Genomic DNA, 15,565 nt, shown 5'->3' on the forward strand with positions numbered 1-15,565 from the left:
CGAAAAGCCTTATCCTGTAAAAACAATAATTCTAACAACTCAAACGACAATGGAAACAGTGAATCACCAACTCAACATTCAAAAAACAGAACATTCCCGACTTCCTTCAGAACCCTTACATCATATTCCCTTTGGTCGAATTTTTAGTGATCATATTTTTGTGGCTACTTATGATAATGGAACTTGGGAAGATCTAAAAATTATGCCCTATAGTAACTTGACCATGACTCCAGCAATGGCAGTTTTACACTATGGTCAGGCTGTTTTTGAGGGGATGAAAGCCTATAAAAGTGTAACGGGAGAAACGTTGATTTTTAGACCGGATGCTAATTTTAGACGGATTAATAAATCGGCTCATCGACTGTGTATGCCCCCCATTCCTGAAGAAATTTTTATGGAAGGATTAAAGGAATTAATTCAGTTAGATTCTGCTTGGATTCCTGAATCAGAAGGGAGTTTATATATTCGTCCGTTGTATTTTGCAACCGATGAATTTATTGGGTTAAAACCTTCAACTCACTATACTTTTATTATTATGAGTTGTCCGGTGGGAGCTTATTATTCTGAACCCGTTAAATTAATCGTTACTGACAAATATATTCGAGCTTGTGAAGGGGGAACAGGGGCGGCAAAATGTGCAGGAAATTATGCAGCGAGTTTATTAGCAGATAAAGAAGCTAAAGCTTTAGGGTATGATAACGTCATTTGGCTGGATGGCATTCATAAGAAATATGTCGAAGAATGCGGCACCATGAATTTAGCTTTTGTGATTGATAATGTCGTGGTGACACCGCAATTAACCGGAACAATTTTAGAAGGAATTACACGGGATAGTGTGTTAACGTTATTCCGAGATCAAGGTGTTAAAGTCGAAGAACGATTAATTCCTATTGAAGAAGTAGCAGAAGCTTATGACAAAGGGATTTTACAAGAAGCCTTTGGAATGGGAACTGCTGCGACTATTGCTCATGTTTCTAAAATTGGATATCAAGGACGAGATTTAATTTTACCCCCCATTTCTGAACGCAAATATGCTCAATCTATTTTAGAACAATTAGAAGCCATTAAAACTGGAAAAGTACCCGATCCCTATCATTGGATTTGGAAAATTTAACCGCAAAAGGTGGGTTTTTACCCACCTCAGTTGGGTCTGTAAGAACAGCATAGACAGCATCTCAATTAATATTATATGAACTCTAATCCTTTACAACCTCAGAATCCTTTATTAGATACCCCCCTGAGTTTAATTACAGGTGCAACCTATCCTTTAAAAGCTTTAAAGTTATTTTATCACAACCCGCCCCTCAGAGGCTATATTATTTTGCCCGTAATTGTTAATATTATTGTCGGTATTTCTCTTTATTTTGGATTAGTCCTACCCGGTTTAAATCAAATCGATAAAACCGTTTTAATTTTAGGAACCCAAATTGATGAATGGGTGGCTAATTTACCTCAATGGCTACATTATTTAGATATTTTAGCCAATATTTTAGGATGGTTATTGCGGGTCGGGTTAGTCACCGGACTCTTATTCATTATTGGGTTTCTATTATTACAGTTTGGAGGAATTTTAGGCGCGCCTTGGTATGGTCAACTGTCGGAGAAAGTTGAAGAATTGCAAACAGGTCAACCTGCGGTATTACCTCCCCAAACCCTCACCAGTTCCATTCAGGATATTGGACGAGCAATTTTATATGAATTAAAGAAAATAGGGTTACAAATTTTAATCGGATTCCCCTTACTTTTACTGAATTTTATCCCTGGTTTTGGAACATTATTGTTTACAATAGGAGGGATTGCTTTAGCTTCAACCATTGTCTGTTTAGACTTTTTAGATTCTCCAATGGAAAGAAGACGCTTTAGGTTTAGAGATAAATTAAAGATGATTCTTCGCACCTTTCCCGCCAGTGGTAGTTTTGCCTTAGTTTGTTTTGGGTTAGTGGTCATTCCCTTGTTAAATTTATTAGCAATTCCCGTTTGTATTGCCGCCGGAACAATGTTTTTTTGCGATCGCATTTTGTTAAAATACGATTCTGATCCGGAAAAAATAAATCGAATTTGATTAAAAAATGTTTGTTAATATGATAGACTAAAATCAGGTTTATAATTTATGAATCCGACAAAAATGACTTATTTTGAACAAGAAGATATTCTGCATTTGAAATTTTCCGATGAGCCGGAAACGGGAAGTATTGAAATCAGCCCTAATATGACCGCCGAATTAAATGCAGAGGGAGAATTAATTGGGCTAGAAATTTTGGAAGCAACTGCTTTTATTCGAGATGCTATTTTAGAATCTGCCCAAGGTAAACTCTTAAATTTTTCTTCTGCTAAAGTTTCTTAACCCTCAATTTCATGACCTCACGCTATTTGTTATATAAAGATTATGAATCGGGTTTAAATAATAACTTAATGGGGTTAGAAATAGCCGTAGGATTAGCCTATTTAACCCAACGAAAATTAGTCTTTTACGGTTCAGTGGGAGAAGAAAAGAACATCCTCCCTGTACGGGGTGGATATTTTTTATCTGTTCCTGAAAGTCGGAAACATATTATTAATATTGATAAATTACCCACAATTTTAGATTTAGTGGATCAACTTCCGATTCCAATTTTAACGTATTCAGAATTTTTACAAGAAACTCAAGGAAAAAATCTCAGCCATTATCACAGTGATGTCAGATTAGTTAATGCAGTTTTTGTCCCCAATAATATTACCGTTGACCCTAAAGTATTATCAAGTTTTGCTGAACATCGAATTATTGTACAGGATGTTGAACAGGATATTTTACAATTTAGCACTTGTAATTTAGCCTATTATTCCCGATTTTTTTACCTTCCTTCACCTTCCCTCTATTCGTTGATGGAAGCGATTCAATTTAAACCTATTTATCGCAATTTAGCCGATAAAATTTCTCAAACGTTAGGACACTATAATGGAATTCATATTCGTCTAACGGACTATCGTAACTGTATTCCCCATCGAGAAGAAGATCATCCTTATTTAGTCTTGAAAACCTTAAAAGAAATCTTTCCCCCTGAAGAACTATTATTAATTTGTACGGATGAATCTGAGAATATGGATTTTTTTAACCCGATTTTAAAGTTTTATAAAAATAGCATTTTTATTGATCAGTTTATTATTCATAACTTTTTAAAAGAGTTTCAAGACTTACCCTTTACCGATGAACAAACCCTGGGATTAATTTGTAATCTGGTAATGTGGAATTGTCAAAAATTTGCCGGAAGTTTTCGTAGTACCTACACCGGAATTATTCATCGAAACTGGTTAAGAAACCAACTTAAAAAACAAGTTCACCCTTCTGCATTAACCTTTAAATTTGTAGAAAGTGGTTTATCCCCTGGAGAGGTTCAATTTCATCTCGGTTCCTATCCTGAAATTAACCCTGGTTTATTTAGTTGGAATAAAATTCATCTTCCTATTGTTAGTGAAATGAAATCTTGGTGCAGAGAATGGCCGGAATCTGTTTGTCTAATATTATAGCAATCCTAAATAGGTCGTAATATTTTATTGTAGGGGTTTGGTCTCCAAACCCAGGCACCAGGAGGGTTTGGAGACCAAACCCCTACAGAATTTTTTTACAAATCCAATAGAATTGCTATATAATCGTAGGGGCTTGTGTCCCTTATTTCCCTAAAACCTACAATTAATATCAGAGCTATAGCGATCGCATTTAACCTCAAGATTTTACCCCAAAATCCCTAAACTCTTATTAATTTTCCTAACTCTCTTTTAACTACTTGTCCAAAATACTGTAAAATGAATTATAAGGTTTGTATAAAATCAAAGAAAATCCCAGTACAATTCTATCCCTCAACGATAATGAAATGCTGCATCAATCCCCAATGTCCGAACCCAGATAACCCAGATGGTACAGTTCACTGTCAAGCTTGCGGTGTGAAAATACCCGACTTGCTGTACAGACGGTTTCGCATGATCAAATTTTTAGGACAAGGGGGGTTTGGTCGAACCTATTTAGCGGAAGATCGGGATAAACTGAATAAGAAATGTGTGGTTAAACAGTTAGTCGTTAATAATCAAGGAACAGCAGGTCTACAAAAAGTCTTAGAATTATTTGAACGAGAAGCAGAAAAACTGGAACAACTGGGATACCATTCGCAAATTCCGGCGTTATGGGCATATTTTCGGGAAAATAATCAACTGTATTTAGCTCAAGAATATATTGAAGGAGAAACCTTAAATAGAATCTTAGCTCAACAAGGGGTTTGGACAGAAGCGCAAGTCAAACAACTGTTAGAGAGTTTATTACCTGTGCTGACGTTTATTCATCAAAACAAGGTAATTCACCGTGACCTCAAACCCGATAATATTATGCGTCGTCGGAATGGGGAATATGTGTTAATTGATTTTGGTGTAGCGAAAGATTTAGCCGCAACGGTGGTACAGACCCAAGTGGGAACCCGTGTTGGGACGTTTGGTTATGCAGCGCCAGAACAATTACAAAACGGAGAAGCTTACCCCGCTAGTGATTTATATAGTTTAGGGGCGACTTGTTTTTATTTATTATCAAAAATTGATCCGTTTCAACTATTTACACAATATGGTTACAGTTGGATAAGTCGTTGGCAACAATATCTGTCACAACCTTTGAGTCCAGAATTAAAGACAGTTCTCGATAAATTATTGCAGAAGGAGATTCAAAATCGCTACTCCTCTGCTCATCAAGTATTGCAGGATTTACAACCTACACCAACCCCAACGGTAAGAGCTATACCTAACCCCACACCACCCCCTCCAGCCCAAAATAATCATAACTTCTGGGTGGGTTTATCGGTTGGGATATTGTTGTTAGTTGGATATGGAATATTTACTAATAAAAATACTCAAGATCAAAATTCCTCACCCATCGCTTCATCAACTCCCATACCAACGGAAAATTCCATTAGCAATTCTATAATATCGCCAACTCCCACACCCGTTGCCGCACGCACCCCCACACCCAAAGTTGCCTGGCAAAATCCTGCTTTGATTGCAACTCTCACCGGACATTCAAATAATTTCATGTCTGTAGCGTTCAGTCCCAATGGTCAGACGTTAGCCAGCAGTGGTGGTGACACAACGATTACATTATGGGATGTGCCGAGTCAACGGGAAATTGCTACGCTCACCGGACATTCAGATCCGGTTTTCAGTCCTGATGGTCGGACGTTAGCTACTAACAGTGGTCAAAGGATTATTAAACTCTGGGATGTGACGAGTCAACGGGAAATTGCTGCTCTCGCCGGACATTCAGATTATGTCATGTCTGTAGCCTTCAGTCCCGATGGTCGGACGTTAGCCAGTGGGAGTCAGGACAAGACGATTAAATTGTGGGATGTGCCGAGTCAACGGCAAATTGCTACTCTCGCCGGACATTCAGATTATGTCATGTCTGTAGCTTTCAGTCCCGATGATCGGACGTTAGCCAGTGGGAGTAGGGACAAGACGATTAAATTGTGGGATGTGCAGAGCCAACGGCAAATTGCTACTCTCACCGGACATTCAGAGAATGTCAATTCTGTAGCCTTCAGTCCCGATGGTCAGACGTTAGCCAGTGGGAGTTCTGACAACACGATTAAATTGTGGGATGTGGCGAGTCAACGGGAAATTGCCACCCTCACCGGACATTTAAGTGCTGTCTGGTCTGTAGCGTTCAGTCCCAATGGTCAGACGTTAGCCAGTGGGAGTTCTGACGAGACGATCAAATTGTGGGATGTTCCGAGTCAACAGCAAATTGCCACGCTTACCGATCATTCAAATACGGTCTGGTCTGTAGCCTTCAGTCCCGATGGTCGGACGTTAGCTAGTGGGGGTGGGGACAAGACGATTAAATTGTGGGAGGCACGATAGGGGTGGGTTCGAGTAGTAGAAATCGGGTTTTTCAAGATATCTTGATTTGTGGCAATTAACTTAATTAGAAACCCGGTTTCTTTGGGTATTTGCGATCGCCTTCAGAAACCGGGTTTCTGTAGAAATCTTGATTTGTGGCAATTAACTGAATTTAGAAACCCGGTTTCTTGGGGTATTTGCGATCGCCATCAGAAACCGGGTTTCTCAAGATATCTTGATTTGTGGCAATTAACTGAATTTAGAAACCCAGTTTCTTTGGGAATTTGCGATCGCCTTCAGAAACTGTTTTAATAGAAATATTAAGGAGAATCTAACAATGACATCCCTTGAACTTCGAGAAAAAGGCTATCAAATTCTAGTTGAACACTTAGGTCAAGTTGCTACCCTTCGCTTTTTACAAGAATTTAATTGGGGACGAGGTGACTATACAAAAGAGAGAGAAACCTTGTTAAAACAGGTGACACGGGAAAGTTTTTGGCAAGATGTAGAAACCCTTCGATCAGAAAAAAATAAGTAATAACTACGAATTCTTGAAATCGGGTTTCTGTAGAGATCTGGATTTGTGGGAATTTGCGAGCGCCCTCAAAAACCCAGTTTCTATAGATACCTTGATGGGTTGCAATACCCTCTTCTTCATAACGCCTTCACGTTTCCAAGCCTCTTTTTTTATCACTTTATTTTAACACAGATTAATCAGTAATATCTCCAGGATTTACGGGAGTAATTTCTACATAACGGCGAAAATCCTCAATATTAAAAGTTAAAATATGCGTTAAACCATGTATCAACATAGCAGCCACTAAACGAGCATCGTGAACATTAACACCTTTGACTTCATAAGTGCTGACTAACCTTTCCCATTCTGTATAAATAGCGCTGGTATCCAGTAATAAGGGAAACATCGTCTTTAATTTGGAAACTTCCTCTCTAGTTTCTGTAATTGAATATCCTAATCCATTTTTATTTTTAGGACGAGTGCAGACATTCCAAAACTCAATTAAATTTTGCGGTGTAATATACAATTCTTCCCCTCGTTTTAACAATAGACTAATCGCTGTAGTTGCACTAAAAAACATTGGATGGGAGGGTTCTGAACTCCTGAGCAAAATATTAGTATCCAGTAAATAAGACATTTAACCTCTGTCTCCATAAATACTTTCTCTACTAATAGCCTCATCAGATAAAATGGGAGTATTCAAACGATGACTGTTCGCCCACTCTTGAAAAACCTTAGCTTTTTCTTCCGGGCTGGCTACTTCATAAAAAGGATGGTGTTGGATCTCCGTATTTAGATTTATTTTTCGGTTTAATAAATCCTTTTCTTCCGCCGTCAAAGACTGAATAATTTCAGCCAAAGATTCCACTAATTTAGTATTCATAACAATTTACCTCCCTATTTGTAGGGATCTTCATAGTGAATGACTTTTCCTCGCAGGGGATGTTCAGAGGTCAGTTGGGGTAAGGAAGTTGAGCGCATATCATTTTTGACAGTTTGTAAAATGGCTTCAATGATTAAAATACGCTCTTCGATCGATGTTCCTTGCAGTTTTTCGAGGATATCTGATTTAATCATTTGTTGACTCTTGTGTGATTAGTTTAACTGAGGCTTCAATTTTAAAGCGTGTCCTCCCGGTTAATCGTTCCTGTATGATTCCCGGTTTAATGCGATCGCAACTCAGAAACCCAGATTTTGGGTAACATATCCTAATTTTGACTAGAAACCGGGTTTTTGGGTTTTTTCTTTGCTGTCCCCTATACCGGGTTCCCCGTTCTTTGCTATAATTGTTAAGATATTTGAAAAATTTTTCAATTTCTTGCAAAACTCGGTTACAAAACCCAACCCTATGTCTCTCCCCATTCGCAACGTCGCTATTATCGCTCACGTCGATCACGGTAAAACAACCCTAGTGGACGCACTCCTCAAGCAATCTGGCATTTTCCGTGAAGGGGAAGACATTCCAGATTGCGTCATGGACTCTAATGATATTGAACGGGAACGCGGTATTACCATTCTCTCCAAAAATACCGCCGTTCGCTATAAAGACACGATTATTAATATTATCGATACCCCTGGACACGCAGACTTCGGCGGCGAAGTTGAACGGGTGTTAGGAATGGTAGACGGTTGTATTTTAATCGTTGATGCCAACGAGGGGCCAATGCCTCAAACCCGCTTTGTGCTGAAAAAAGCCTTAGAAAAAGGGTTACGGCCCATTGTTGTCATTAATAAAATTGACCGTCCCCGCGCCAACCCCCACACCGCCGTTGATAAAGTCCTAGACCTGTTCCTCGAACTCGGCGCCGATGATGACCAATGCGAGTTCCCCTATCTATTTGCGTCCGGTTTAGGGGGGTTTGCCAAACGCAGCCTAGAGGAAGAAAGCTCAGATATGCAGCCGATGTTTGAGTATATCCTCGAATATGTTCCACCCCCAGTGGGAGATGTGGAAAAATCCCTACAAATGCAAGTCACCACCCTCGATTATTCTGAATATGTCGGGCGCATTGTGATTGGTAAAATTCATAATGGCGTGATTAAAGCTGGACAACAAGCTGCCTTAATGAAAGAAGACGGTAGTATTGTTAAGAGCAAAATTACCAAATTAATGGGATTTGAAGGCTTAAAACGAATTGAACTGCAAGAGGCATCTGCTGGAAATATTGTAGCGGTGGCTGGATTTGCCGATGCTAATATTGGGGAAACGATTACCTGTCCCAATGAACCTCTAGCGTTACCCTTAATTAAAGTCGATGAACCGACCTTACAAATGACCTTCTCGGTGAATGACTCACCGTTTGCGGGACAAGAGGGAACTTTCGTGACATCGCGGCAAGTACGCGATCGCTTAATGCGAGAATTAGAAACAAACGTTGCTTTGCGTGTGGAAGAAACCGACTCCCCCGATAAGTTCTTAGTTTCAGGACGGGGAGAACTGCACCTGGGTATTTTAATTGAAAATATGCGTCGGGAAGGTTACGAGTTCCAAGTCTCCCAACCCCAGGTGATTTATCGCGAAGTCAACGGTCAACCTTATGAACCCTTTGAATATTTGGTCTTAGACGTACCCGAAGAAGGCGTGGGTAGCTGTATTGAACGCTTAGGTCAACGACGGGCGGAAATGCAGGATATGCACGTTGGGGGTAATGGACGGACTCAGTTAGAGTTTGTTGTTCCCGCACGGGGTTTAATTGGTTTCCGAGGGGAGTTTATGCGGATGACTCGTGGGGAAGGCATTATGAACCACAGTTTCCTCGAATATCGGGCTTTATCGGGAGATATTGAAGCCCGTCGTAACGGCGTGTTGATTTCCTTTGAAGAAGGAGTCAGTACCTTCTATGCGATGAAAAATGCCGAAGACCGAGGGGTGTTCTTTATTAAGCCCGGTACTAAGGTGTATAAAGGTATGATTGTGGGTGAACACAACCGTCCTCAAGATTTAGAACTCAATGTCTGCAAAACCAAACAGTTAACCAACCATCGGTCTGCAACAGGCGATGAACTGGTTCAGTTACAAACCCCTGTGGATATGAGTTTAGAACGAGCCTTAGAATATATTAGCTCGGATGAATTAGTGGAAGTCACACCTGAATCTATTCGTCTACGCAAACTCAGCAAGAAGTTAGTGAAACGTTAACCCCCTCTCGTTCCCAGGCTCCTGCCTGGGAATGCCATTCGGGAGGCGGAGCCTCCTAACAAAGATGGCATCAATTTCTAGCTGCATTGCATGAACAAAGGCTTTAAATAAGCAAAAAGAATCCTGCTCTGTTAACCATTCAGTTGATCTAGTTGAGAGCGATGCTACAGATGATTCCCCCTAACCCCCGTGTAGAGACGTTCCATGGAACGTCTCTACACGGGGGAATTTGTAGCAAACATTTAGGGGATTTCATATAAATTGTCAAGTTCCTGTTGCATGAATGTTTTCACCTGTTGGTAACAAATATCTACATACTCTCGATCATTAGCGGCTTCTCGTCCATAGCGTTCAAACTCAATTACCGGACAAATGTGAATTTTAATTTTTGCGGGCAAAGGAAAATTGGGTAACGGCCCAATTCCCACTCCCCAAGGCAACCCTAAATAAATGGGAAATACCTCTGGGTCAAGATTTAATAACCAAGGCATTCCCAAGTTGTGCAGTTGTTTTACCCAGTCGTAAATATCCGTGAGCACAATTAACGTATCGTGGGCACCGGATGAAATCACCGGAACAATGGGGGCTTTTTCCCGCAGTGCTAACTTAATAAACCCTTTACGACCCGCTAAATGAATTTGGTTGCGTAAGTGATGGGGTCGAAACACATCCTCACCGCCACCGGGATAAACCAAAACGGGCGCATTTTCCCGTAAAGCAGCCATTCCCATGCGAGGATGAGCCATCAATGCTCCACAACGCACCGCCGAAGTTGCGACTTGTGGGGAAACCTGCCAAACTTTCGGGTGCATGAGTCCGTAAAGTAAGCGTTCGGCTCCGAAGCGACGACACCAAGCATACAACCCCATAAACATATCAGGGGCGGCTAACCCCCCATTATGGGAACCAACTAATAACATCTTATTTTGAGGGGGGAGATTTTCCCAGCCAGTGGTTTTGACCTGAAAATAATGGTCATAGAACCAACCCAAAAACGGCATTAAGGATAGGATATAGTCAGGATCACGATCCTGCAATGACCAACCTGTGAAACGGGAATTCGCGGTTGGGTCGGGAGAGGGGTTAGAGTTGAAGAAAAGGTTCAAGATCTCAGAACTGTAAGCGTTGCATCCGTCAAGATAATCTAGTTTTGAGGAAATTGGCAACTATAGCGCATAATTCTAGGGAATAGGGAATAGGGAATAGGGAATAGGGAATAGGGAATAGGGAACAGAAAATTTGTATTACAACCGTTTTAAAACCATTAGCGATCGCTCAGTTACCGTCATAGCTTTATCCAAAGTATAACGAATATCATCTTTAACAAAACGAGAGTAACTCGTATCAATTATAACTTGCCATTCTCGATTTGCCATCGGTTCAGGAAGGAAGAAATCTAGGGGTTCATAATGAGCATTGAACAAGATATAGAAACTATCATCAATAATGCGTTCTCCCCGTTCTCCTGGTGTTAGAATCGCTTCTCCATTTAAAAATACACCAATGGCTTTTGCAAACCCAATATTCCATTGTTCTTCTGTCATCACAGCACCATCAGGGTTAAACCATCCAATATCTGTAACTCCTGAACCATAAATTGCCCGACCTTGGAACCATTTACGACGACGAAAAACGGGATGTTGACGACGAAAATAAATCAATTGACGGGCAAAGTCTAATAAAGAAGAATTTTCTTCTTGTAAATTCCAATCTAGCCAAGAAATTTCATTATCTTGACAATAGGGGTTATTATTTCCTTGTTGCGATCGCCCAATTTCATCTCCTCCTAACAGCATGGGAACCCCTTGAGATAACATCAAGGTGGTTAAAAAATTACGGCGTTGACGGTTGCGAAGTTTCAACACATCAGGGTTATCTGTAGACCCTTCTTCTCCACAATTCCAAGAGCTATTATGTTGATCTCCATCTTGGTTATTTTCTCCATTAGCTTCATTATGTTTATAGTTGTAACTCACTAAATCATTCAACGTAAATCCATCATGAGCCGTGATAAAATTAATACTGGCATTGGGACGACGACCATTAAATTGATATAAATCTGAACTTCCGGTAAAACGATAGGCAAATTCTGCTAACGTTTGGTCTTCTCCTCGCCAAAAATTACGAGCATTATCTCGATATTTTCCATTCCATTCTGACCATAATAAGGGGAATTCACCCACTTGATATCCCCCTTCTCCGATATCCCAAGGTTCAGCAATTAATTTCACATCAGATAACACCGGATCTTGATGAATAATATCAAAAAATGCAGCTAATCGATCAACCGCATAGAGTTCCCGTGCTAAGGCGGAAGCTAAATCAAATCGAAACCCATCGACGTGCATTTCTAACACCCAATACCGCAAACTATCCATAATCAATTTCAACACTTGCGGATGGCGAACATTCAGGGAATTTCCACAGCCTGTAAAATCCATATAATAGCGAGGATCTTCATCTACTAAACGGTAATAAGCTGCGTTATCAATGCCTTTTAAAGATAGAGTCGGCCCCATGTGATTGCCTTCTCCGGTATGGTTATAAACCACATCCAAAATAACTTCAATTCCTCCTGCATGGAGGGCTTTTACCATTTGTTTAAATTCTGTTACTTGTTCCCCTAATGTACCACTGGAACTATAGCCAGAATAGGGAGCAAAATAATTAATAGAATCATAGCCCCAATAATTTTTTAGCTTTTTATCCACTAAATACCCTGGATAAGCTAAATAATGATGTACAGGCATTAATTCGATAGCTGTTATCCCAATCGATTGTAAATAAGAAATACTAGCCGGATGTCCGACTCCGGCATAGGTTCCCCGTAATTGTTTAGGAATATCAGGATGTAGCTTTGTAAATCCTTTGACATGAGCTTCATAGATAATTGTTTCATGAAAAGGGGTGCGTAAAAGTTGATCATCTCCCCAATCAAAGAATTCATTAATGACAACAGATTTAGGAACTAAATGAGCATCATCTTCTTCAGAATAAGAAAAATCTTGATCCTGATGTTCTACAATATAACCTAACGTTTCTATCCCCCCTTGAATATCCCCATCTAGGGCTTTAGCATAGGGATCAATTAATAGTTTATTGGGGTTAAAACGATGACCTTCATGGGGTTTATAAGGGCCGTGTACTCGAAAACCATAGCGTTGACCTGGCCCTACACTGGGTACATAACCATGCCAAACAAAATTACTAACTTCTGTTAAAGATACACGAGTTTCTTGTCCCTTTTGATCAAACAAACACAGTTCAACCGCCGTCGCATTTTCCGAAAATAAAGCAAAGTTTGTTCCTTTTCCATCCCAATAAGAACCTAATGGATAAGGTTTACCCGGCCATAAAGGAATATACATAGCGTTGACTCCAGGGGATAGGGTTTAAAAATGTTACATCCCAATTTTTAGGGAATTTAAGAATAACAGTTTTGAGATTCAATCCTATCAAGTTGTATAATTTAAAAACATATTCCTAAAGGTAGATTTTTGTGATTTTTACTATTAATTTTTAACAGTCATGTTGTTACATTATTAACATTGCAGGTTAAGTAGAGATTTCTTCAGAAGCTAAAGATTTAACTTGCACAAACATGATTCCTGCTCCTAATAATGCTATCGTTAATCCTGCTAAAAATGAACGTAAAATTCCACTTCCACCCGACCAAGGAATGATAAAAATAATCCCGGCTGCTAGGATGAAACTTATCCCCCAACAGCCACTAATTAAAATGAGCTTTAAAACCGAAATTTCAGATTGAATTTTCTTAACAACAACACCCATGAAACAACCACCAATTAACCCCGCAATGGTAAAATTAATCAATTGACGAATTGAACCCAAGGTAAAAGATGCTAAATTAAACTGATTAAAGGCAATATCATATTCATTAATATAAGCACTTAATTGTACTCCTATAGCTAAAGCGATCGCCCACATTAAAGCAATAATAAAAACTCGAATTCTACTTAAAGACGGAACCACTTTTTTTAATCCCCATCCCACACTTAACCCTCCAATAAATCCACAAGCTGCACTAAAAATTATCCGTTCTTGTAACAATTCTGAAGTTAATAGATCTCCTGTAGGAACATTTCGGGCAATATCCCATAAATTGAGTAAAAGTCCCACTGACCAAAATAAAGTAATAATTAAAAGGTTGAGTATCATTTTAATAAAAATTCAAAGGTTTAAAGCTGATCGCAGTCCCCTAAATAGGCGATTTAAAAGAATAGAACCTCTAAAAAATTAGGGTAAACTTTCTTTTATTTCTGTTCCCTTTTCCCTGTTCCCTGTTCCCTCATTTTCTCATATTGATAAGAACGATTTTCTGCTCCCCAAACTTGTTTCCCCTTCGCATCAAATCCCCGATCTTGAGTTTCCATTCCTTGTTGATCTAATTTAATCGTATTCGTAATTTTAACCGCTCCCTTAAAATTAGTAGCACAGCCTCCCGGTTGAGTTTCACCAATATATTGAGTTCCCACAGGTTTCAAAAATACAGTACAATTAGCATTTTGTATTTCTTGATAACTAATCACCCGTTCTGACAGAGGTTTATGACACAAACCAATCCAATTTTTAGGATTAATCAGTTTAAAACTAATGGACTCAATACTATTTCTATCCGCACTGGGTTTAATTTCTAAAACTCTCTGACGATAGGGTTTTGATAAATTGCCAGTTAAGGCTTGTTCTTGATAGAGAAAAACCCCGTTAAAATGTTGAACAGAACCGTCTGTATTGTTCAATTTCACCTCACAAGTCGTCATGCGAACACTAGGCGCATCAGGAATAGCTTTAGCCTGTGCTGAAGTCTCCATTACACCTGCCAAATAAGATGCTACTTCCTGAACACGACTTTGCATCGGATCAAGTTGAGTCCTGCATCCACTCAAAATAAAGGCAACCCCTAAAATAGAAATGGGAGATAATTTAATCATCGGAACATCCCAACCGTAGTAAGCCCTTCAGGGCTTCAAAACATTGTAGATCCACTTTCTAACATTACCTTGTAAATTATTATTATGCCAACTTACACCGGAATTTCTAGCGAAGCCTTTCGTCATCCCCTGGATAAAGAAGCAGAAGCCGCTCTCCGCAGCGTTCCAGGTTTCGATTTAATTGCCAGTAAATTTGTAGAATTCGTCTATGAACGACCTCAATATGTTTACTTAATGGGAAATGCGATACAAGTTGGGCCGAGACAATATGCGAGTATTTATCATCTCTTTCGAGAATGTGTTCGAGATTTAGATATTTTTCCCGAACCTGGTTTATTTGTCTCTCAAAATCCCCAAGTTAATAGTTATGCTTTGGGACAAGAACACCCTTATATTATTCTGAATACAGGTCTTTTAGACTTAGTAGATGAAGCCGAATTACGAGCGGTTTTAGCCCATGAATTAGGGCATATTAAATGCGGTCATCCGATTTTAAATCAAATGGCAATTTGGGCGATGGGAGTAGCTTCGATGTTAGGAGAATTAACCTTTGGGTTAGGAAATTTAGTCAGTAGTGGTTTAATTTATGCCTTTTATGAATGGCGAAGAAAAGCCGAATTATCCGCAGACCGGGCGGCATTATTAGTCACAGATGATCTCAAATGTGTGATGAAATCCATGATGGAATTAGCGGGAGTGAGTACAAAATATGCCCATGAATGTAGTTTAGATGAATTTATTCGTCAATCAGAACAATATCGAGATTTAGATCAAGATGGTTTGAATCAAGTGTATAAATTTTTATTATATAATGGAGGTCAAGGCATGATGTTAAGTCATCCCTTCCCCGTTGAACGCATTCAATATTTACAACACTGGGCTAATTCTGCCGAATATCAGAAAATTCGTTCCGGTCAATATCAACGAGCAACGGCTGAAGGTTCCTTTAATGTAAAAGCCGAAAAACCTCAAGATGAAGTCGATGATTTACGCCGTCAAATTGAAGAATTACAAAATCAAATTAATCGGATGAAATCTAAATAATATTCTCAACAAACCGGGTTTATGAGTAAGAAACCCCAAAATTCAAGAAACCGGGTTTCTGTA

Annotated in this window: 16 protein-coding genes; 9 read left to right on the forward strand and 7 right to left on the reverse strand. The window is 39.4% G+C overall.

The features are described from left to right. Positions 1–49: 49 nt before the first annotated feature. The 7 genes from IQ236_RS01325 to IQ236_RS01355 all read left to right on the forward strand — a co-directional run bounded on the left by IQ236_RS01325 (position 50) and on the right by IQ236_RS01355 (position 6,388). Complete coding sequence (locus tag IQ236_RS01325) at positions 50–1,114, forward strand: branched-chain amino acid aminotransferase (protein WP_193867609.1); 1,065 nt, start codon at positions 50–52, stop codon at positions 1,112–1,114. A 75-nt stretch (positions 1,115–1,189) separates the two neighbouring features. Beyond that, the gene (locus IQ236_RS01330; RefSeq protein WP_193867610.1) at positions 1,190–2,062 is read left to right on the forward strand and encodes an EI24 domain-containing protein; all 873 of its coding nucleotides are present in this window, start codon (positions 1,190–1,192) and stop codon (positions 2,060–2,062) included. A gap of 48 nt (positions 2,063–2,110) precedes the next feature. Continuing rightward, positions 2,111–2,344 (forward strand): DUF2283 domain-containing protein, encoded by a 234-nt coding sequence (locus IQ236_RS01335; protein WP_193867611.1) that lies wholly within the window; start codon positions 2,111–2,113, stop codon positions 2,342–2,344. Between the two features lie 11 nt (positions 2,345–2,355). Then, a complete protein-coding gene (locus tag IQ236_RS01340) occupies positions 2,356–3,504 on the forward strand; it encodes an O-fucosyltransferase family protein (RefSeq protein ID WP_193867612.1) in 1,149 nt (382 codons plus the stop codon). A 339-nt stretch (positions 3,505–3,843) separates the two neighbouring features. After that, positions 3,844–5,871, forward strand: coding sequence for a serine/threonine-protein kinase (locus IQ236_RS01345; RefSeq protein ID WP_193867613.1), 2,028 nt, complete (start codon positions 3,844–3,846; stop codon positions 5,869–5,871). 48 nt (positions 5,872–5,919) lie between these two features. Continuing rightward, the gene (locus IQ236_RS01350) at positions 5,920–6,162 is read left to right on the forward strand and encodes a hypothetical protein (RefSeq protein ID WP_193867614.1); all 243 of its coding nucleotides are present in this window, start codon (positions 5,920–5,922) and stop codon (positions 6,160–6,162) included. A 25-nt stretch (positions 6,163–6,187) separates the two neighbouring features. Then, on the forward strand, positions 6,188–6,388 hold the full coding sequence (locus tag IQ236_RS01355; RefSeq protein ID WP_193867615.1) for a hypothetical protein: 201 nt from the start codon (positions 6,188–6,190) through the stop codon (positions 6,386–6,388). 172 nt (positions 6,389–6,560) lie between these two features. Here the strand turns inward: IQ236_RS01355 and IQ236_RS01360 are convergent, their stop codons facing one another. The 3 genes from IQ236_RS01360 to IQ236_RS01370 are packed head-to-tail and all read right to left on the reverse strand — an operon-like array spanning position 6,561 to position 7,444. Continuing rightward, on the reverse strand, positions 6,561–7,004 hold the full coding sequence (locus IQ236_RS01360) for a type II toxin-antitoxin system VapC family toxin (protein ID WP_193867616.1): 444 nt from the start codon (positions 7,002–7,004) through the stop codon (positions 6,561–6,563). Next, a complete protein-coding gene (locus IQ236_RS01365; RefSeq protein WP_193867617.1) occupies positions 7,005–7,250 on the reverse strand; it encodes a hypothetical protein in 246 nt (81 codons plus the stop codon). 14 nt (positions 7,251–7,264) lie between these two features. Beyond that, the gene (locus IQ236_RS01370) at positions 7,265–7,444 is read right to left on the reverse strand and encodes a hypothetical protein (protein ID WP_193867618.1); all 180 of its coding nucleotides are present in this window, start codon (positions 7,442–7,444) and stop codon (positions 7,265–7,267) included. A 271-nt stretch (positions 7,445–7,715) separates the two neighbouring features. Here IQ236_RS01370 and typA point away from each other — a divergent pair, with 271 nt between their 5' ends. Next, a complete protein-coding gene (gene typA / locus IQ236_RS01375; RefSeq protein WP_193867619.1) occupies positions 7,716–9,506 on the forward strand; it encodes a translational GTPase TypA in 1,791 nt (596 codons plus the stop codon). Positions 9,507–9,748: 242 nt separating this feature from the next. Here typA and IQ236_RS01380 read toward each other — a convergent pair whose 3' ends face one another. The 4 genes from IQ236_RS01380 to IQ236_RS01395 all read right to left on the reverse strand — a co-directional run bounded on the left by IQ236_RS01380 (position 9,749) and on the right by IQ236_RS01395 (position 14,458). Next, a complete protein-coding gene (locus IQ236_RS01380; protein WP_228041367.1) occupies positions 9,749–10,612 on the reverse strand; it encodes a lysophospholipid acyltransferase family protein in 864 nt (287 codons plus the stop codon). A 138-nt stretch (positions 10,613–10,750) separates the two neighbouring features. Continuing rightward, positions 10,751–12,874, reverse strand: a complete 2,124-nt coding sequence (gene glgX, locus IQ236_RS01385; protein WP_193867620.1) for a glycogen debranching protein GlgX — start codon at positions 12,872–12,874, stop codon at positions 10,751–10,753. 187 nt (positions 12,875–13,061) lie between these two features. Beyond that, positions 13,062–13,685 (reverse strand): hypothetical protein, encoded by a 624-nt coding sequence (locus IQ236_RS01390; RefSeq protein WP_193867621.1) that lies wholly within the window; start codon positions 13,683–13,685, stop codon positions 13,062–13,064. 95 nt (positions 13,686–13,780) lie between these two features. Beyond that, entirely contained in the window at positions 13,781–14,458 is a 678-nt protein-coding gene (locus IQ236_RS01395) for a chromophore lyase CpcT/CpeT (protein WP_193867622.1), read from the reverse strand. Positions 14,459–14,542: 84 nt separating this feature from the next. Here IQ236_RS01395 and IQ236_RS01400 point away from each other — a divergent pair, with 84 nt between their 5' ends. Then, positions 14,543–15,502, forward strand: coding sequence for a M48 family metallopeptidase (locus IQ236_RS01400; RefSeq protein WP_193867623.1), 960 nt, complete (start codon positions 14,543–14,545; stop codon positions 15,500–15,502). The last annotated feature ends 63 nt before the right edge of the window (positions 15,503–15,565 follow it).

The sequence above is a fragment of the Planktothrix mougeotii LEGE 06226 genome, assembly GCF_015207485.1.
Taxonomy (GTDB): Bacteria; Cyanobacteriota; Cyanobacteriia; order Cyanobacteriales; family Microcoleaceae; genus Planktothrix.